Genomic DNA, 18216 nt, shown 5'->3' with positions numbered 1-18216 from the left:
AGCCTCCAGTCCGGCCGTCCGTCTGTTGTGCACAGGTGACGGCGCGCGGTCGGAGACCACCGATAGCCTGGAGCGCATGAGCGCCGACGCCACGACCTACCGCCTGCCCGACGCCGGAGCGGTCATCAACGACCTGCCCAAGGTGTCGCTGCACGACCACCTCGACGGGGGGCTGCGGCCTGCGACGATCGTCGACCTCGCGTCGTCGGCCGGTGTCGACCTGCCGACCACCGATCCCGCGGCGCTCGGGCAGTGGTTCGCCGACCAGTCCAACTCGGGCTCGCTCGTGGAGTACCTCAAGACGTTCGACGTCACCACCTCGGTGATGCAGACCGCTCCGCAGCTGCACCGGGTCGCGAAGGAGTTCGTCGAGGACCTCGTCGCCGACGGCGTCGTCTACGGTGAGGTCCGCTGGGCACCCGAACAGCACCTGCAGGGTGGGCTGACACTCGACCAGACGGTGGAGGCCGTGCAGGCCGGCATCGAAGAGGCCGTCGACGCCGCCGGTGGCTCGATCCGCGTCGGCCAGCTCGTCACCGCGATGCGGCACGCCGACCGCGCGCAGGAGATCGCCGAACTCGCCGTCCGCCACCGCGACCGCGGCGTCGTCGGCTTCGACATCGCCGGCGCCGAGGCCGGGTTCCCGCCCGCGAACCACCGGGCCGCGTTCGACTGGCTGGCCGCGCAGCTCTTCCCGGTCACGGTCCACGCGGGCGAGGCCGACGGGCTCGCCTCGATCCGGTCGGCGCTCGTCGACGGTCGTGCGCTCCGCCTCGGGCACGGCGTCCGGATCTTCGAGGACATCACGCTGTCCGACGCCGGCGACGGTTCGACCCTCGCCTCCCTCGGTGAGATCGCGTCGTGGGTGCGCGACCGGGAGATCCCGCTCGAGGTCGCGCCGCAGTCGAACCTGCAGACCGGCGCGATCGCCGCGTGGGGTGACGAGCTCGCCGACCACCCGTTCGACGTGCTCTACCAGCTCGGGTTCCGCGTGACGGTCAACACCGACAACCGCTTGATGAGCAACACCTCGTTGTCCAAGGAGCTCGCGCTCCTCGCCGGCACGTTCGGCTACGACCTCGACGACCTCGCGGCGTTCCAGATCAACGCTGCGTTGGGCTCGTTCCTCCCGCTCGAGGACCGCGAGGAGATCATCGCCACCATCACCGCAGGACACCAGGAGGCCTAGGACGTGCCGCTCCCACCGCTGCCGGACGACGCCGTCGTGCTCGGAGCGTCCGCGTCCTCGTGGCGCGACGCGCTCCGGCTGACCGGTGACGCCCTCGTCGCCTCCGGTGCCACCACCGAGCCGTACACCGACGCCATGGTCGAGATGGTCGAGGAGCACGGCCCGTACATCGTGATCTCGCCCGGTCTCGCGTTCGCGCACGCCCGACCGGGATCATCGGTGCTGCGGGACGGCCTCGCGCTCGTCACGCTCGCGGCGCCCGTGGCGTTCGGACACCCGCACAACGACCCCGTCCGGGTCGTGCTCGGGCTCGCGGTGGCCGAGGTGGGGACGCACCTGGAATCGATCGGCGAGATCGCGAACACCTTCAACGACGACACCGTGACCGCGCGGTTGGCGGACGCGAGCACCGCGGCGGAGGTCCGGGCGATCCTCGGCGTCGCGACACCCGGAGCTGCCGGGGGTGCGTCGTGAAGATCGTGACGATCTGCGGCGCCGGCATCGGGTCGAGCGGGATCCTCAAGGTGAACGCCGAGAAGGCGTTGGCGTCGCTCGGGCTGAGCGCCGCCGTGGTGGCCGCCGACGTCGCCTCGGTCCGCGACGTCGCCGAGGACGCGAACGTCATCCTGACGAGCCAGGAGTTCGTCGAGGCGATCGGGGACACCTACGCCGAGGTCATCGTCATCCGGAACCACTTCGACCAGGGCGAGATCACGGCGGCGGTGGACCGGGCGCTCGGGGAGCACTGAGGCGTTCCGCGCCCCTCTAGAGTTGGGTCATGAGCACGGACAACCCGCTGAACGACCCCGCCGCCGACCCCTTCGAGGTCGCACGCGCCGCCGCTGACGTCATCGCGTCGAAGTCGGGGATCGAACGGCACGACATCGCACTGACCCTCGGATCCGGATGGGGCAAGGCTGCCGACATCATCGGGGAGACGGTCTCCGAGATCCCCGCGTCCGAGGTCCCCGGCTTCAGCGCCTCGGCCGTCCCCGGTCACTCCGGCACGGTGCGCTCGATCGCCCTGCCCGACGGTCGTCACGCGCTCGTCATCGGGGCCCGGACGCACTACTACGAGGGCCACGGTGTCCGCCGGGTCGTGCACAGCGTCCGCACCGCTGCGGCGACGGGCGCCTCGGTGATGATCCTCACGAACGGCGCCGGTGGCATCAAGGAGCACTGGACGCCCGGCACACCGGTCCTCATCAGTGACCACATCAACCTGACCGCCGACAGCCCGCTCGAGGGCGCGACGTTCGTCGACCTCACCGACCTCTACTCGGCGCGGCTCCGAGACATCGCCCGCTCCGTCGACCCGTCGCTGGACGAAGGCGTCTACACGCAGTTCCGCGGCCCGCACTACGAGACCCCGGCCGAGGTGCAGATGGCGAAGACCATCGGCGGGCACATCGTCGGCATGTCGACCGCGCTCGAGGCCATCGCCGCGCGGCAGGCCGGCATGGAGGTCCTTGGCTTCTCCCTCATCACGAACCTCGCGGCCGGCATCCAGAAGACGCCGCTGTCGCACGCCGAGGTGCTCGAGGCCGGTCGCGAAGCCGAGCCGCGCATCGCCGACCTGCTCGCCCGCGTCGTCGCGGCGATCGGGTCGTCGCCGGCCGCCGCCGACGGGTCCGCACGGTGAAGCTCGACGTCGAGGCGGTCGTCGCGGCCGGACGGGCCTGGTCCGCGCAGGACCCCGACGACGAGACCCGTGCCGAGCTGGACGCCGCCGTCGCGGCAGCGGCGGGCGGGGACGGGCCTGCCGTGCAGGAGCTCGCCGCGCGTTTCGCCGGTCGTCTGGCGTTCGGCACCGCGGGACTGCGCGCCGAGCTCGGGTACGGCCCGCTGCGGATGAACCGTGTCGTGGTGACACAGGCCGCCGCGGGACTCGCCCGCTTCCTCATCGACTCCGGTCGGTCGCGCAGCGTCGTCATCGGGTACGACGGGCGGGTCAACTCGGACGTCTTCGCCCGCGACTCCGCCGAGGTCATGCGCGGCCTCGGGCTCGACGTGACCCTGCTGCCGTCCGCGTTGCCCACCCCCGTCCTGGCGTTCGCCGTCCGGCACCTCGGGGTCGGCGCGGGGGTGATGGTCACGGCGAGCCACAACCCTCCGCGTGACAACGGCTACAAGGTGTACCTCGGCGAGGGCGACGAGGGCTCGCAGATCGTCCCCCCGGTCGACGCGACCATCGCCGCAGCCATCGACGCCGTCGCGGCCGGGTCGATCGCCGACCTCCCCCGGGCGACGGACTACACCGTGGCGGGCCCGGACCTCCTCGACGCCTACGTCGCCGCGACGGCCGCCACCGTACCTTCGCCGGCGCTCCCCGCGCCGGACCAGCCGACCGTCGTGTACACGGCGATGCACGGCGTCGGGTGGGAGACCGCACGTGCCGTGTTCGAGCGGGCCGGGTACGCGGTCCCGGACACCGTCCCGGAGCAGATCCAGCCGGACGGTGCCTTCCCGACGGTGTCGTTCCCGAACCCGGAGGAACCGGGCGCGATGGACCTCGCGATCGCACGTGGCCTCGCGGCTGGTGCCGACCTGGTGATCGCGAACGACCCCGATGCCGACCGCCTCGCGCTCGCGATCCCGGACGGCGCGGGCTCCTTCCGACGGCTCTCCGGCAACGAGGTGGGGTGGCTCCTCGGGTGGCAAGCCGCTGCCCGCGCGGCCTCCGACGGACGGGGCGGCACGCTCGCTGCCTCCATCGTGTCCTCGCCCGCACTGGCTCGGGTCGCCGATCAGCACGGCCTGGCCTACCGCGACACGCTGACCGGCTTCAAGTGGGTGTCGCGCGTACCGGACCTGGTGTTCGGCTACGAGGAGGCGCTCGGGTACCTCGTCGACCCCGACGTCGTCCGTGACAAGGACGGTATCTCCGCGGCCCTGGCGCTGCTCGACCTCGCGACGACGCTCGCGGCCTCCGGCCAGACCATCGCCGACCGCCTCGAGGCATTCGCCGCCGAGTTCGGCGCGTTCGCGTCCGGGCAGGTGTCGACACGAGTGGACGACCTCGCGCGCATCGGCGAGATCATGGCCGCGCTGCGGGCCGACCCGCCGTCGTCGCTCGGTCCGGTGGCCGTGCGCTCGGTGACGGACTACGCGGACGGGGCCGACGGGTTCCCGCCGTCGGACATCCTGCGGTACGACCTCGAGGGCGACGCCCGCGTGATCGTCCGGCCGAGCGGTACCGAGCCGAAGGTCAAGGTCTACATCGACACGGTCGCGGGGACCTCGGCCGAGGCGCAGTCCCTCGTCGACGCCCTCGCCGACGCGGTCCGCCCCCTCGTGTCGTAGGTCCCCGCCACTGCCCCGCTCGCGCCGGAGACGGAACCAGGTTCCGGGCACAGCACCGCGCTTTTTCGCGGTGCTGTGTCCGATCCACGGTGTAGAAGCACGCATGTCACCCGAGTGGAGCCCCTCTCGGCGTTCCTCCACAGCACGTCGCCAGTGTGCTCGCATCCACAGCGCTCACCCGGTCGACCAGCGCGTGCCCGCAGCCGACTGATGATGTGGCGATGGACCGGCTTCCGCTCTTCTCCGTCCCCGCCGACGAGAGCGCTGCACGAGGTGTGCGACGGCGACGCGTGGACGGTGAGCGTGTGCGCGTCGGCTACGGGATCACAACCTCGGCCGCTGCGTTCCGCGATGCTGCAGAAGCGACTCGTCACCGCGCCAGGATCGACGCTGTCGTCAGCCGCTCGAAGCCCGGTCTCATCGTCTCGCACGAGTCGGCCGTGGTCATGCACGGGCTCCCGTGGTTCGGTCCGCTCCCCGAACGGGTCCTGCTCACAGACCCCGGGCGAGACCGAGCGCAACGGCTACGGTTCAGCGACAAGGTGCCGGCTCGTGGTCGTCGAGTGAGCACGGTCGCCGTCGACGGCATCGAGACGACGGACCTGGTCGAGACCGCTGTCGACGTCGCGCTCCGCTGCGATCGCGGTCACGCCATCGTCGTGCTCGACGCGGCGCTCCGGCGTGGTGTCCCGCGCGAGATGCTCGTCGTCGAACTGTCACGTCGGACGAACCGGCGGAGCACTGCTCGGGCGCGCAGACTCATCGATATTGCCGACGGGCGCACCGAGTCACCAGGGGAGAGCTTGACCCACCTCGTCGTCCACGATCTCGGACTCCCGGCGCCGGTCCTGCAGCACGAGTTCCGCGCCGTCGGTCATGTCGTCGCCCGAGTCGACTTCTGGTTCCCCGAGCAGGGCACCGTCATCGAGTTCGACGGCCTCGCCAAGTACCGAGACCGTGCCCTGCGAGGAACGCGCGCTCCGGAGGACGTCGTGGTCGATGAGAAGCTCCGTGAGGACGCCGTCCGTGCACTGCCAGATGTTCGTGGCCTCGGCAGGGTGACGTGGCGTGACGTCTTGCCCGGCGGAGCCGCTCCAAGCGTCTTCGCTCGTGCCGGCCTGCCCGTGCGGCGAGCCATCCGGACAACTCCGCCGTGGTGAAACATCGCGGAACGGACACAGCACCGTGGAAAAGCACGGTGCTGTGTCCGAAACCTGGTTCCGCGGACGCGCCGCGGCCCCGGCGAGCGCGCGGCGCGCTACGCGAGCTCGAGCAGCACGTGACCGGACGAGATCGTCTGGCCGACGGGAGCGTTGAGCGCCTTGACGACACCGTCGCGGGTCGCCTGCACGGGCTGCTCCATCTTCATGGCCTCGAGCACGACGAGCAGGTCGCCCTTCACCACGGTGTCACCCTCGGCGACCGCGACCTTCACGACGGTGGCCTGCATCGGCGAGGTCACCGACCCGGACGACGCGAGGCCGCCGCGGACGCCCGAGGAGCGACGCTTCGGGGGAGCGGACGGACCCGCGGGGCGACGACCCGCGGCACCGGCAGCGCCGCCGCCGACGATCGACGGTATGGTGACCTCGATGCGCTTGCCCTGCACCTCGACCACGACGGTGTCGCGCGACGCCGGAGCGGGCAGCTCCTCGGTCGCACCGCTCCACGGCGGGATGTCGTTGACGAAGTCGGTCTCGATCCACTGCGTGTAGACGCTGAAGGGCGTGTCGTCGTCCGTGGCGAACGCCGGGTCCGACACGACCGCGCGGTGGAACGGGAGGACGGTCGGCAGGCCGGTGACCTCGAACTCCGCCAGGGCGCGACGCGAGCGCTCCAGCGCCTCGGCACGGGTGGCGCCGGTGACGATCAGCTTCGCGAGCATCGAGTCGAACGAGCCGGAAACGACGTCTCCCGAGACGACACCGGAGTCGATTCGGACACCGGGGCCGGACGGGGCGTTGAAGGCGTGCACGGGGCCCGGCGCGGGGAAGAAGTTGCGGCCCGCGTCCTCGCCGTTGATGCGGAACTCGAACGAGTGCCCCTTCGGCGCGGGGTCCTCGTAGTCGAGCACGCCGCCCTCGGCGATGCGGAACTGTTCACGGACGAGGTCGATGCCCGTGACCTCTTCCGAGACGCAGTGCTCGACCTGCAGGCGCGTGTTGACCTCGAGGAACGACACGGTGCCGTCGGCGCCGATGAGGAACTCGCAGGTGCCGGCGCCGACGTAGCCGACCTCGCGCAGGATCGCCTTCGACGACTCGTACAGGCGCTCCAGCTGGGCGTCGGTCAGGTACGGCGCCGGCGCCTCTTCCACCAGCTTCTGGTGACGGCGCTGCAGCGAGCAGTCACGCGTGGAGACGATGACGACGTTGCCGTGTTCGTCGGCGAGGCACTGGGTCTCGACGTGGCGCGGCTTGTCGAGGTACTTCTCGACGAAGCACTCGCCGCGACCGAACGCGGCGATCGCCTCGCGGGTGGCCGACTCGAACTGCGCGGCGACCTCCTCCCGCGTGCGGGCGACCTTCAGACCGCGACCGCCACCGCCGAACGCCGCCTTGATGGCGACCGGCAGGCCCACCTCGTCCGCGAAGGCGATGACCTCGGCGGCGTCCGCGACGGGCTCGATCGTCCCGGGTGCGAGCGGCGCGCCGACCTTCTCGGCCACGTGGCGCGCGGACACCTTGTCGCCGAGCCGCTCGATCGACTCGGGCGAGGGGCCGATCCAGGTGAGCCCGGCGTCGATGACGGCGCGGGCGAAGTCGGCGTTCTCGGCGAGGAACCCGTACCCGGGGTGCACGGCGTCCGCGCCCGAGCGGCGGGCCACGGAGATGATCTTGTCGATGACGAGGTAGGTCTCGGCGCTCGTGGTGCCGTTCAGCGCGTACGCCTCGTCGGCGAGACGAGCGTGGAGGGCGTCACGGTCCTGGTCGGCGTAGACCGCGACCGATGCCTTGCCTGCGTCGCGGGCCGCGCGGATGATGCGGACGGCGATCTCGCCGCGGTTCGCGATGAGGACCTTGCTGATACGGGGCATGGTAAGTCAGCGTATTCGTGCTGCCGCGGCCCGAATTGACCGGCGTCCACAAAGAACGCACGCGAAGAAGTGTGGATGTCTACATCGACCAGAGGTCGTGCCACGTCGCCCCGAACCCGCGCAGCAGCATCGCGCGCAGCACGGGCAGCGACAGCCCGACCACGGCCGACGGCGCTCCGTCGATGCGGGTGATGTACGCGGCCGCCCGGCCGTCGATCGTGAACGCCCCGGCGACCTCGAGCGGCTCCCCGCTCGCGACGTACGCGTCGATCTCGTCGTCGGACACGTCGTCGGCGAAGGTGAGCACCGCGCTGTCGACCGCGACGACGCGGTCGCCGTCGGCGACCATGGCGGAACCGCCGGGCGCAGCGTCACTGATCAGGCCGTCACCGGCAGCAGACGCAGGCAGCGGTCGGACGGGAGGCGCGGTGCGGGCCGGCCCCACGCCTCCCGTCCGGGACGTCGCCGCGTCCGTCCCGCCGGACGCGTCCGTCCCGCCGGACGCGTCCGTCCCGCCGGACGCGTCCACCGCCGCGGCGCGGTCCGCGCGGCGGTCGAGCACGCAGTGCCCGCTCCACAGCGTCCCACCGCCCACCGCGAGCATCTGCCGCCAGCGCTCCCGTGCGACCGCCGGGTCGTGGGGCTTGCCGTAGAGGGTGCCGTCGACCTCGAAGGCGGAGTCGCCGCCGAACACGAACCCGTCGACCGGACGTCCGGCGACCTCCGCGTCGGCGACGGCCGAGGCCTTCGCGACGGCGAGCAGCGAGACGAGCTCCGGACCGGACAGCTGCCGGCCGAGCGTGGCCTCGTGCGCGGCGACCGCGGCGTCCTCGTCGACCCCCGGTGCCACGAGCACCGGCTCGATCCCGGTCTGGGCGAGCAGGGCGCGGCGGGCGGGGGACGTACTCGCGAGGTACAGACGCATGGGAACATCGAACCATGGGTGAATCCGTCGGAACGCTGCTCGAACTCGACGTCACCGGGATCGCCCACGGCGGCATCTCGGTGGCACGGCACGAGGGACGCGTGGTCTTCGTCTCGGACGCGATCCCGGGCGAGCGCGTCACCGCACGGGTGACCGAGGACCGCAAGAAGTCGTTCTGGCGGGCCGACACCGTCTCGGTGCAGGAGCCGAGCGAGCACCGTGTCGAGCACGTCTGGCCCGAGGCCGCGCTCGATCGCGACCCGGCTGCCCGGGCCGGTGGTGCGGAGTTCGGCCACATCGCCCTCGCCCACCAGCGCCGGCTCAAGCACGACGTCCTCGTCGACGCCTTCTCGCGGTTCGCACGCACCGACCTCGCCGAGGTCCTCGGGCACGACGTCACGGTCGAGGCGGTCCCCGGCGACGACGCGGCGAACGGCACCGGCTGGCGCACCCGCGTCCGCCTGCACGTCGACGCGGACGGCACCCCCGGCCCCTTCGCCGCGCGGTCGCACACCGTCGTCCCCGTGACGTCGCTGCCGCTCGCGAGCGCCGCCGTGCAGGAGGGTGCACCGCTCGGTCGCGGATCGATGCCCGGTGCCTCGGTGATCGACGTCCTCGCCCCGTCCGGCTCGGAGGGCGCGCGGCTCGTGATCGACACGCAGTCGCCGACGGTCGTCACCGAGATGGTGGGGGAGCGCACGTTCGCGGTCGACGACAACGGGTTCTGGCAGGTGCACCGGCAGGCGCCCGCCGTCCTGACCGCCGCCGTGCAGGACCTCGTGGACCGCGACCGCCTCGACCCGGAGGGGCAGCACCTCGACCTCTACGGCGGGGTCGGGCTGCTCGCAGCGGCGCTCGGCGACCTCGTCGGGCCGCGCGCGAAGCTCACCAGCGTGGAGGGGTCCGAACGGGCGACCGAGCACGCGCAGGAGAACCTTGCCGAGTGGATCGGCGCCCGGGCGGAGACCGGCCGTGTCGACCGGTGGCTCGCCCGCACCGCCGCCGGCGCGTCGCAGCCGGAGCGCGCCCGCCTCCGTGCGGGCACGGTCGTGCTCGACCCGCCGCGGTCCGGCGCCGGCCGCGAGGTCGCCGTGCAGATCGCGGCGCTGCAGCCCGCGCAGGTCGTCTACGTCGCCTGCGACCCGGTCGCGCTCGCCCGCGACGTGGCGACGTTCGCCGACCTCGGGTACCGACTCGAGGCGCTCCGCGCGTTCGACCTCTTCCCGCACACCCACCACCTCGAGGCCGTGGCCCGCCTGGTGCCCGCCGCCTGACCGCCGCACGGCGCGTCCCGGGGCCAGCGCTCCGGACCTGGGTCCGACCTGGGTATCCTTGGCCGGTGATGACGACCCGGTTTCAGGGGCCGGGCCGCGCATCGGAACGAGAGGCCACCGTGGCAGCAGCAACGACACCCACCACCGGGACGACCGAGGGCGTGCAGACCGGGCCGGTCCGCGTCGCGATCGTCGACGACCACGAGTCCGTGCGGCTCGGCATCCAGGCCGCGTGCCAGAACGAGGGCTTCGAGGTCGTCCTCACGGCAGCGAGCGTCCCGGAGTACATCCGGGAACTCGGGGACCGTGAGGTCGACGTCGTCGTGCTCGACCTGTCGCTCGGCGACGGATCGACCGTCACCGAGAACGTCAAGGGGGTGCAGGGGACCGGTTCGGCCGTGCTCGTGCACTCGATCGCGGACCGCGTCGCGAACGTGCGCGAGGCGCTCGCCGCCGGCGCCGCCGGTGTGATCCCGAAGTCCTCCGCCACCAAGACCGTCATGGCCGCCGTGGCCACGGTCGCCCGCGGGGACGTGCTCAACAACCTCGAGTGGGCGAGCGCGATCGACGCCGACCGGGACTTCGCGAAGGCACAGCTCGGTCGACGCGAGCGGGAGATCCTCCACCTGTACGCATCGGGCCTCCCGCTCAAGCTCGCCGCGCAGCAGCTCGGGATCGGCTACTCGACGGCGCGCGAGTACCTCGACCGCATCCGCGTGAAGTACGTCGAGGTCGGTCGACCCGCCCCGACGAAGGTCGACCTCCTCCGCCGCGCGGTCGAGGACGGCATCCTGCCCGGCCTCGACTCGGGGATCGACCCCGACACCGACGGCCGCTGACGCCGATGAGGGTCGCGTCCGGGGCGGCGCCGGCGTCGGGCCCCGGCCCGGCGTCGGGTGGACGCGAGGTGTCCGGGGCCGGTGGGGCGTCCGGGAGCGCCGCTGCGTCCCGACCGGCGTCGCCAGGGGTGCCTGAACCGGTACCCGCCGGGGGAGCGCCCTTCGGGGCCGATCCGTCGCGCAACGTCCGCGCGACCATCACCCAGGCGTCGGTCGAACGTGCGTTCACCATCCTCCTCGCGATGGGCGCGGTCGGGCTCGGCGCCGTCGACGCGCCGCAGGTGATCGGCCAGCTGCCCTTCCTGCACCCGGTGTGGGGCCCGGTGATGATCGTCGCGCTCGCCGCGTCGTTCGTGTTCATCGGGGTCGCCGCCTTCCTGCCGCGCCTCGCCCAGCCCGCGCAGATCGTCTGCGCGCTGGTCTTCCTCGTCGCGCTCGTCACGTGGCCGCTCACCGTGCAGGACGCGATCCCGCCGACCCAGCAGCCGTGGCCGTGGTGGTTCATCACCATCGGTTCGACCGCAGCCGCGATGGGCTTCGCACCGTGGCGTGCGACCGTCTACACCGCACTCGCCCCGGCGGTCTTCGTGGTCATCCGGCTGACCCCGATCGGCGGTGACGTCGGGCTCACGCGCGCCCTGCTCGACGGCGTCTACACGGCGATCCTCAGTGGCGCCGTGCTCGTCATCGCGGTCGTGCTGCGTCGGGCGGCCACCGCGGTCGACGCGGCGCAGGCCACGGCGGTGCGCCGGTACTCGGCCGCCATCCGCGAGCACGCGACCGAGGTCGAGCGGGTGCAGGTCGACGCGATCGTCCACGACAGCGTGCTGACCACCCTGCTCTCGGCCGCGCGAGCGGAGACCGTCGACGCGAAGGCCCTGGCGGCGAGGATGGCGCGGAACGCCATCGACCACCTCGCGGCCGCGGCGGCCGACACCCCGGGCGCCGCCGCTCCGGTGTCCCTCGTCGACCTCCGTGCCCGCATCTGCAGCGCCGTGTCCGCCCTCGCCGCTCCGGTCCGGCTGGTGGAGCGACGGGTCGGTGCGGTCCCGCTGCCCGCCGTCGTGGCCGACGCGTTGGCCTCCGCCGCGCTCCAGGCAGCGGTGAACTCGGTGCAGCACGCGGGTGGTACGGGGGTGGACCGCTGGATCGTCGTCGAGCAGCGGGGGCCGGGCGTGCACATCGAGGTCGTGGACGACGGAGCCGGGTTCGACCCGGCCGGGATCCCCGCCGAGCGACTCGGCGTGCGTCGGTCGATCATCGAGCGTGTCGAGGCCGTCGACGGGACCGCCGAGGTCGTCTCGTCACCCGGTGGTGGCACCTCCGTGCGGCTCGACTGGGCGCCGGCGACGGGGGAGTCCTCGTGAAGGTCTCGCTGCCGACCGGCGTCGCGATCGGCCTCGCCGCCCTCTTCTCGCTGTACCACCTGGTCCTGGCGGCCACGACGCTGCCGCGCGTGGACGACGTCGCGCCGATCATCGCCTGCATGCTCCTCTACGCGGCCGCCACGGGAGCCGCACTGTTCGCCCCCGGCCGATCGCTCCCCGTCTGGGCGTCGTGCTTCTCGCTCGCGACGGCCGTGGTCGTGCCGATCGTCGCCGCCCCCGTCGTGGAGCCGGGCTCCGGCCCCGGCTCCTCGACGTGGTGGGTCGCGGCCGTCGGCACGCTCATGGTCGTCCTCGTCGTCCGCGGACGGGGCCCGTTCGCCTGGGTCGGGGTCGGCTTCCTGACGGTGCACACCGTCGCGTGGGCGGGACTCGGGTCGCTCGGGCAGCTCGGGGTCGCTCCCGACGTCGCATGGGTCGCGATCGCGGCGGTGTTCTCGAGCGCGATGAACCGGGCCACCCGGGTGCGCCGGGACTTCACGCGCGCCGAGCAGGAGACCGTGGACTGGCAGGCCGCCCAGGACGCCCACGTGTTCGAGCGGCAGTTCCGGCTCAGCCAGACGACCCGGATGGCCCTCCCGATGCTGCAGCGGATCGTCGACGCGCACGGCGAGCTGTCCGAGGCCGAGCGCGACGAGTGCCTGCACCTCGAACAGGCGATCCGCGACGAGATCCGCGGTCGGTCGCTGCTCTCCGACGACGTGCGCGCCGAGGTCATGCAGCTCCGACGGTCCGGCGCCACCGTGCAGCTGCACGACGACGGCGGGCTCGACGACCTCGAGGCGGACGACATCCGACGCATCCACGCGCAGGTCGCGGACGCGTTGCGGCAGGCTCGGGGCGCGGACAACGTCATCGTGCGGACGGTGGCGGAGGGAGCGGACACCGCGGTCACGGTCGTCGGCCTGCGGCTCGACTCCGCCGCGAGCGAGTCCGCGGCGCTGGGTGCCGACCTCGACGACGAGGACGGCGACGAGGACGACTCGGTGGCGCTCTGGATGGAGATCCCGCGGCACGTGGCCGTCTGAGCGGCTCGAGCCCGTTCGTCGATGGCTCGGCCCGGGCAACGGCCTGGAGGCCCGTGGCCGGTCGCGGACGCCGGCTCGGGTCCGGCGCGCGCAGCGGCCGGGCAGAGCCGGGCGGACAGCCGGCGGCCGGCGGACACCCGGGAACGGGGAACGGGCCGGTCGGGATCCGACCGGCCCGTTCACGACCCGAGTCTGAGCGACAACCCGAATATCGCCCTGACTCGCAGCGGGCGGTGGCGTCGTACCCTAGTCGGCCACCGTCCAGCGATGTTCTTCTGTGAAGGACACCGAACACAGACAATGATGCCGACCCGGACCACGGATGTCAGTCGTCATTATGGGGGACAAATCCGCCCGAATCGGCCGACTTCCAGGAAACCTGTCCCCCGAACGAGGGGAGACTGCCCGGGAAGTGTGCCCTGCAACGCGATCGGGGCACCCGTTGCCAGGGGTACATCGTCGCCCGGTTCCCCCCGGGACTCAAGCACACCGCGCGGATCGGTCAGGCGCAGGGGTGCACAGGCACCGGCCCCGGGGAAACGTCAGCGCAGCGAACGAGCCCAGGCGCCGGGGCCGTGCTCCAGCGGACGGCGGAGTCCGCGGGTCGAGGCGTCCCATCCGGCGCGCGGTGAGGCGGTGACCTCGGCCCGTCCTGCGGCCGCGACCTCGTCGGCCTGACGCTGGAGCACCGCGACGACCGCGGCGAGCTCCTCCGGGGTCGGCTCGCCGGACACGACCCGCACGTCGGCGACCGCAGCGGGTGCGTCGGTCGGGACGGCGGCTGCGTGCTTGCCGGTCACAGCGGAATGTTCCCGTGCTTCTTGGGCGGCAGTGAGGCTCGCTTGCCGCGGAGGGCCCGCAGCGCCTTGATCACCGAGACCCGCGTCGCGTGCGGCTGGATGATCCCGTCGAGCTCGCCACGCTCGGCCGCGAGGTACGGCGACGCGACGTTGTAGGTGTACTCGTTGGCGAGCTTGGTCCGGACGGCGGCGACGTCCTCGCCGGCCTCCTCGGCACGCTTGATCTCCGAGCGGTACAGGATGTTGACGGCGCCCTGGCCGCCCATCACGGCGATCTCGGCGGTCGGCCACGCCAGGTTGATGTCCGCCCCGAGCTGCTTCGAGCCCATCACGATGTACGCGCCGCCGTAGGCCTTGCGGGTGATGACCGTCACGAGCGGCACGGTGGCCTCGGCGTAGGCGTACAGCAGCTTGGCGCCGCGGCGGATGACGCCGGTCCACTCCTGGTCGGTGCCGGGCAGGTAGCCGGGGACGTCGACGAGCGTCAGGATGGGGATGCCGAACGCGTCGCAGAACCGGACGAAGCGCGCGGCCTTCTCGCCGGCGTCGATGTTCAGCGTGCCGGCCATCGCCTGCGGCTGGTTCGCGATGATGCCGACCGTGCGGCCCTCGACGCGGCCGAAGCCGATGAGGATGTTCGGCGCGAAGAGGGGCTGCACCTCGAGGAACTCGCCGTCGTCGACGACGTGCTCGATGATCGTCGTGACGTCGTACGGCTGGTTCGTCGAGTCCGGGATGACGACGTCGAGTTCGTGGTCGGCGTCGGTCGTCTCGAGCTCCGGCGCGACGTCGTACGCGGGCGGGTCGGACAGGTTGTTGTCCGGGAGGAAGCCGATCAGCGAGCGCGCGTAGTCGAGCGCGTCGGTCTCGTCCTCGGCCAGGTAGTGCGCGACGCCGGAGACCGCGTTGTGGGTCTGGGCACCGCCGAGCTCCTCGAAGCCGACGTCCTCGCCCGTGACGGTCTTGATGACGTCGGGGCCGGTGACGAACATGTGGCTGGTCTTGTCGACCATGATCACGAAGTCGGTCAGGGCGGGGGAGTACACCGCACCGCCGGCCGCCGGCCCCATCACGATCGAGATCTGCGGGATGACCCCGGACGCCTGGGTGTTCAGGCGGAAGATCTCGCCGTACTTGCCGAGCGCGACCACGCCCTCCTGGATGCGGGCGCCGCCGGAGTCGAGGATGCCGATGATCGGCACGCCGGTCTTCAGCGCGTGCTGCATCACCTTGATGATCTTCTCGCCGGCGACCTCGCCGAGGGAGCCGCCGAAGACCGTGAAGTCCTGCGCGTAGACCGCGACGCTCCGGCCGTGGATCGTGCCGACGCCCGTGACGACCGCGTCGCCGTACGGCCGCTTGGCGTCCATGCCGAACGCGGTGGTGCGGTGCCGGACGAACTCGTCGAACTCCACGAAGGAGTTGTCGTCGAGGAGCTGCTCGATGCGCTCCCGGGCGGTGCCCTTGCCCTTCGCGTGCTGCTTCGCGATGGCTGCCTCGCCCGCTGCGGTCACGGCTTCGTGGTACCGGTCGCGGAGGTCGGCGAGCCGGCCGGCGGTCGTCGAGAGATCGGGGGTGTCACCTTGAGTCACCCGCTCACCCTACCGGCGGCTCCCACGCCCACGGTTGGAGGTCGTCCACGGTTCCGGCCCGTAGATTGCGTGCATGTCCACACCCGAGTCGTCGTTCCCGGTCACCCGCTCCCAGGTCGAGGCCGACGGTGCGGTCCTCGTGGTCCCGGCGACGACCGGCTCGACGAACGCGGACCTCCTCGCGGCCGCTGCGGACCTGCCGCACGGGAGCGTGGTGGCGACGCTCGACCAGACCGCCGGGCGGGGCCGGCTCGACCGCTCCTGGTCGGCTCCCGCCGGACAGACCCTCGCGGCGAGCCTGCTCGTCCGCACCGACCTCGACGACCGCTCGCGCGGCTGGTTGCCGCTCGTCGCCGGACGCGCGATGCGGGACGCGGTGTCCGCCCGCCTGGGCGGCGGGGCGGAGGCGGGTCGTGCCTCCAGGCCGGTCGTCGAGGTGAAGTGGCCCAACGACGTGCACGTCGACGAACGGAAGGTGTGCGGCATCCTCTGCCAGGTCGCGGCCGACGGCAGCGTCGTCGTCGGCGCCGGGGTGAACCTCACGATCCCCGCGGACGCGCTGCCGACGCCCACCGCGACCTCGCTGGCGGTGGCCGGTGCCTCCGGCACGGCGCCGGAACTCGCCGACGCGGTGCTCGCGGACTTCAGGGCGGCCGTCCTGGAGGCGGTGGCCGCCCTGTCGACGGGCGGTGCGGCGGCCGAGGCGGTCCGGACCGGCGTCCGTGCCGCGTGCGGCACGATCGGTCGGCGCATCCGGCTGGAGCTGCCCGACGGCTCCGTCGAGGAGGCGGACGCCGTCGGCATCGACGACGACGGCCGCATCACGATCCGGCACCGGGACGGTGCGACCAGGGGCGTCGCGGTCGGCGACGTCACGCACCTGCGCTATGCATGAGGGCATGATCGCCGAGCCGCCCCCGGAACGCGTCGTCGCCCGGCTCCGGCCGCACGCGCGACGGCTCGTCCGTCCAGCGGTCTTCGTCGTGCTCGTGACGGCGGCCGGGGGCTTCGGGTTCGGGGTGTTCCGGGCCCAGCTCGCCTGGCTCAACGTCGTCGTGGCGCTCCTCACGCTGCTGCTCGTCGTGCTCGGCGGGGTCGTGCCGCTCGTCCGGTGGATGTCCCAGCGCTACGTGCTCACCACGCGGCGCCTCGTCGTGGTGCACGGTCTCGGCACCCGGACCCGCCGGGAGCTCCTCCACGCCCGCGGCTACGACGTCACGGTGCGACGCCGCGGCCTGCAGGGGGTGTTCCGGTCCGGGGACGTCCTCGTCTTCCCGGGGGACGATCCGGTCGTCGTGCTCGCGGACGTGCCGCACGCGGACCTCGTCGTCGCGGTGCTGCACGACCTCGTCGAGGCGTACGAGGCGCGCCGGCGACATCGTGAGCCGGACTGGGACGAGATCGTCGGCGGCTCGGAGCGGCCGCCGTGGGGCGACGTCCGCGCCTGACGTCGCCCGGCTCCGCTCCCCGTCGCCGTGCCGGACGCGCGGCGTTCGGTGTACGGACACGCAGGAACCGGTACCGTCTTCCCGTGCGTATCTCTGTCATCGGCTGCGGTTACCTCGGTGCCGTGCACGCCGCCTCCATGGCCAAGCTCGGGCACGACGTCGTCGCGGTGGACGTCGACCCGGCGAAGATCGAGCGACTCGCGGCGGGCGAGGCCCCCTTCTTCGAGCCCGGTCTGCCGGAGATCCTCGCCGAGGCACTCGCCTCCGGGCGCATCCGCTTCACCACGGACATGGCCGAGGTCGCCGGAGCCACCGTGCACTTCCTCGCCGTCGGCACCCCGCAGGGGCCGACCGGCGCGGCCGACCTCACCTACGTCGACGCCGCGGTCGCGTCGCTCACGCCGTACCTCTCGGCCGGCGAGTACGTCGTCGGCAAGTCCACCGTCCCGGTGGGCACGGCGGCCCGGCTCGCGGCCGAGGTCGAGCAGGCCGTCCCGGGCACGACCCTCGTCTGGAACCCGGAGTTCCTGCGGGAGGGCTTCGCCGTGCAGGACACCATCTCGCCCGACCGGCTCGTCTACGGCGTCCCCGCGGGCGAACGGGGCGAGCGTGCGACGGCCGTCCTCGACGAGGTGTACGCGTCGGCGCTCGCCGAGGACACCCCGCGGTTGGTCGTCGACCTGCCCACCGCCGAGCTCGTCAAGGTCAGCGCCAACGCGTTCCTCGCGACGAAGATCTCGTTCATCAACGCGATGGCCGAGATCGCCGAGGTCGTCGGCGCCGACGTCACCGCGCTCGCCGACGCGATCGGGCACGACGCGCGCATCGGCCGCAAGTTCCTGAACGCCGGTCTCGGGTTCGGCGGCGGGTGCCTGCCGAAGGACATCCGGGCGTTCCAGGCCCGCGCCGCCGAGCTCGGTGTCCCCGAGTCGCTCGCGTTCCTCGCGGACGTCGACGCCGTCAACCTCCGCCGCCGCGACCACGTCGTCACCCTGGCGCAGGAGCTCCTCGGCGGGGACGTCACCGGCAAGCGCGTCGCCGTGCTCGGGCTGGCGTTCAAGCCGAACTCCGACGACGTCCGCGACTCCCCGTCGCTCGACATCGCCGGTCGGCTGCAGGCGCTCGGCGCGCACGTCGCCGCGTACGACCCGGAGGCGATCGGGACGGCCCGCCGGGTGCGGCCGGAGCTGGACTACGTCGAGTCCGCCGCCGATGCCCTGCGCGGTGCCGAACTCGTCCTCGTGCTCACCGAGTGGAACGAGTTCCGCGAGCTCGACCCGGCCGACGCCGCAGCACTCGTCGCGGCGCCCGTCGTGGTCGACGGCCGCAACTGCCTCGACCGCGACGCCTGGACGGCGGCCGGGTTCACGCTCCGTGGCATGGGTCGCTGAGCGTC

The 18216-nt window shown here is 72.6% G+C and carries 17 protein-coding genes; 13 read left to right on the top strand and 4 right to left on the bottom strand.

Annotated features, from left to right (window positions below; all coding sequences use genetic code 11):
- Positions 1 to 76 precede the first annotated feature (76 nt).
- The 6 genes from ABC270_RS13090 to ABC270_RS13065 all read left to right on the top strand — a co-directional run bounded on the left by ABC270_RS13090 (position 77) and on the right by ABC270_RS13065 (position 5652).
- A complete protein-coding gene (locus tag ABC270_RS13090; protein ID WP_412881195.1) occupies positions 77 to 1189 on the top strand; it encodes an adenosine deaminase in 1113 nt (370 codons plus the stop codon).
- Positions 1190 to 1192: 3 nt separating this feature from the next.
- A complete protein-coding gene (locus ABC270_RS13085) occupies positions 1193 to 1663 on the top strand; it encodes a PTS sugar transporter subunit IIA (protein ID WP_412881194.1) in 471 nt (156 codons plus the stop codon).
- Positions 1660 to 1938 (top strand): PTS sugar transporter subunit IIB, encoded by a 279-nt coding sequence (locus ABC270_RS13080; protein WP_058726707.1) that lies wholly within the window; start codon positions 1660 to 1662, stop codon positions 1936 to 1938. The genes ABC270_RS13085 and ABC270_RS13080 overlap by 4 nt, the downstream gene beginning before the upstream one ends.
- Before the next feature lie 29 nt (positions 1939 to 1967).
- Complete coding sequence (locus ABC270_RS13075) at positions 1968 to 2831, top strand: purine-nucleoside phosphorylase (RefSeq protein WP_412881193.1); 864 nt, start codon at positions 1968 to 1970, stop codon at positions 2829 to 2831.
- Positions 2828 to 4492 carry a phospho-sugar mutase gene (locus tag ABC270_RS13070; RefSeq protein ID WP_412881192.1) on the top strand — a complete coding sequence of 555 codons (1665 nt, stop codon included), beginning with the start codon at positions 2828 to 2830 and terminating at the stop codon, positions 4490 to 4492. The genes ABC270_RS13075 and ABC270_RS13070 overlap by 4 nt, the downstream gene beginning before the upstream one ends.
- Before the next feature lie 221 nt (positions 4493 to 4713).
- Positions 4714 to 5652 (top strand): hypothetical protein, encoded by a 939-nt coding sequence (locus tag ABC270_RS13065; protein WP_412881191.1) that lies wholly within the window; start codon positions 4714 to 4716, stop codon positions 5650 to 5652.
- Between the two features lie 98 nt (positions 5653 to 5750).
- Here the strand turns inward: ABC270_RS13065 and ABC270_RS13060 are convergent, their stop codons facing one another.
- Both ABC270_RS13060 and ABC270_RS13055 read right to left on the bottom strand, forming a co-directional pair.
- A complete protein-coding gene (locus ABC270_RS13060; protein ID WP_412881190.1) occupies positions 5751 to 7529 on the bottom strand; it encodes an acetyl/propionyl/methylcrotonyl-CoA carboxylase subunit alpha in 1779 nt (592 codons plus the stop codon).
- 79 nt (positions 7530 to 7608) lie between these two features.
- Positions 7609 to 8454, bottom strand: a complete 846-nt coding sequence (locus tag ABC270_RS13055) for a Maf family protein (RefSeq protein ID WP_412881189.1) — start codon at positions 8452 to 8454, stop codon at positions 7609 to 7611.
- Positions 8455 to 8468: 14 nt separating this feature from the next.
- Here ABC270_RS13055 and ABC270_RS13050 point away from each other — a divergent pair, with 14 nt between their 5' ends.
- The 4 genes from ABC270_RS13050 (at position 8469) to ABC270_RS13035 (ending at position 12980) form a co-directional block, all read left to right on the top strand.
- The gene (locus ABC270_RS13050) at positions 8469 to 9728 is read left to right on the top strand and encodes a class I SAM-dependent RNA methyltransferase (RefSeq protein WP_412881188.1); all 1260 of its coding nucleotides are present in this window, start codon (positions 8469 to 8471) and stop codon (positions 9726 to 9728) included.
- Positions 9729 to 9847: 119 nt separating this feature from the next.
- Entirely contained in the window at positions 9848 to 10567 is a 720-nt protein-coding gene (locus ABC270_RS13045) for a response regulator transcription factor (RefSeq protein ID WP_412881187.1), read from the top strand.
- Between the two features lie 128 nt (positions 10568 to 10695).
- Positions 10696 to 11934 (top strand): sensor histidine kinase, encoded by a 1239-nt coding sequence (locus tag ABC270_RS13040; protein WP_412881186.1) that lies wholly within the window; start codon positions 10696 to 10698, stop codon positions 11932 to 11934.
- On the top strand, positions 11931 to 12980 hold the full coding sequence (locus tag ABC270_RS13035) for a hypothetical protein (RefSeq protein ID WP_412881185.1): 1050 nt from the start codon (positions 11931 to 11933) through the stop codon (positions 12978 to 12980). The genes ABC270_RS13040 and ABC270_RS13035 overlap by 4 nt, the downstream gene beginning before the upstream one ends.
- 542 nt (positions 12981 to 13522) lie before the next feature.
- Here ABC270_RS13035 and ABC270_RS13030 read toward each other — a convergent pair.
- Together ABC270_RS13030 and ABC270_RS13025 are read right to left on the bottom strand one after the other, a co-directional pair.
- Entirely contained in the window at positions 13523 to 13780 is a 258-nt protein-coding gene (locus ABC270_RS13030) for an acyl-CoA carboxylase subunit epsilon (protein ID WP_412881184.1), read from the bottom strand.
- Entirely contained in the window at positions 13777 to 15372 is a 1596-nt protein-coding gene (locus ABC270_RS13025; RefSeq protein ID WP_412881183.1) for an acyl-CoA carboxylase subunit beta, read from the bottom strand. Before ABC270_RS13025 ends, ABC270_RS13030 begins: the two co-directional genes overlap by 4 nt.
- A 73-nt stretch (positions 15373 to 15445) precedes the next feature.
- On the opposite strand from ABC270_RS13025, the gene ABC270_RS13020 reads away from it, so the two are divergent.
- From ABC270_RS13020 to ABC270_RS13010, 3 genes are all read left to right on the top strand, one after another.
- Positions 15446 to 16267, top strand: a complete 822-nt coding sequence (locus tag ABC270_RS13020; protein WP_412881182.1) for a biotin--[acetyl-CoA-carboxylase] ligase — start codon at positions 15446 to 15448, stop codon at positions 16265 to 16267.
- 4 nt (positions 16268 to 16271) lie between these two features.
- Complete coding sequence (locus ABC270_RS13015) at positions 16272 to 16820, top strand: PH domain-containing protein (RefSeq protein ID WP_412881181.1); 549 nt, start codon at positions 16272 to 16274, stop codon at positions 16818 to 16820.
- An 83-nt stretch (positions 16821 to 16903) separates the two neighbouring features.
- Positions 16904 to 18211 (top strand): UDP-glucose dehydrogenase family protein, encoded by a 1308-nt coding sequence (locus ABC270_RS13010; RefSeq protein ID WP_412881180.1) that lies wholly within the window; start codon positions 16904 to 16906, stop codon positions 18209 to 18211.
- The last annotated feature ends 5 nt before the right edge of the window (positions 18212 to 18216 follow it).

Source organism: Curtobacterium phoenicis, from assembly GCF_047238015.1.
In the GTDB taxonomy this organism is placed as follows: Bacteria; Actinomycetota; Actinomycetes; order Actinomycetales; family Microbacteriaceae; genus Curtobacterium.
This window is presented reverse-complemented; position numbering and strand designations above follow the sequence as displayed.

Coding starts and splice junctions, on each gene's coding strand:
- ABC270_RS13090 (WP_412881195.1), top strand. CDS start 77: ATGAGCGCCGACGCCACGACCTACCGCCTGCCCGACGCCGGAGCGGTC.
- ABC270_RS13015 (WP_412881181.1), top strand. CDS start 16,272: ATGATCGCCGAGCCGCCCCCGGAACGCGTCGTCGCCCGGCTCCGGCCG.
- ABC270_RS13065 (WP_412881191.1), top strand. CDS start 4,714: ATGGACCGGCTTCCGCTCTTCTCCGTCCCCGCCGACGAGAGCGCTGCA.
- ABC270_RS13055 (WP_412881189.1), bottom strand. CDS start 8,454: ATGCGTCTGTACCTCGCGAGTACGTCCCCCGCCCGCCGCGCCCTGCTC.
- ABC270_RS13075 (WP_412881193.1), top strand. CDS start 1,968: ATGAGCACGGACAACCCGCTGAACGACCCCGCCGCCGACCCCTTCGAG.
- ABC270_RS13060 (WP_412881190.1), bottom strand. CDS start 7,529: ATGCCCCGTATCAGCAAGGTCCTCATCGCGAACCGCGGCGAGATCGCC.
- ABC270_RS13050 (WP_412881188.1), top strand. CDS start 8,469: ATGGGTGAATCCGTCGGAACGCTGCTCGAACTCGACGTCACCGGGATC.
- ABC270_RS13020 (WP_412881182.1), top strand. CDS start 15,446: ATGTCCACACCCGAGTCGTCGTTCCCGGTCACCCGCTCCCAGGTCGAG.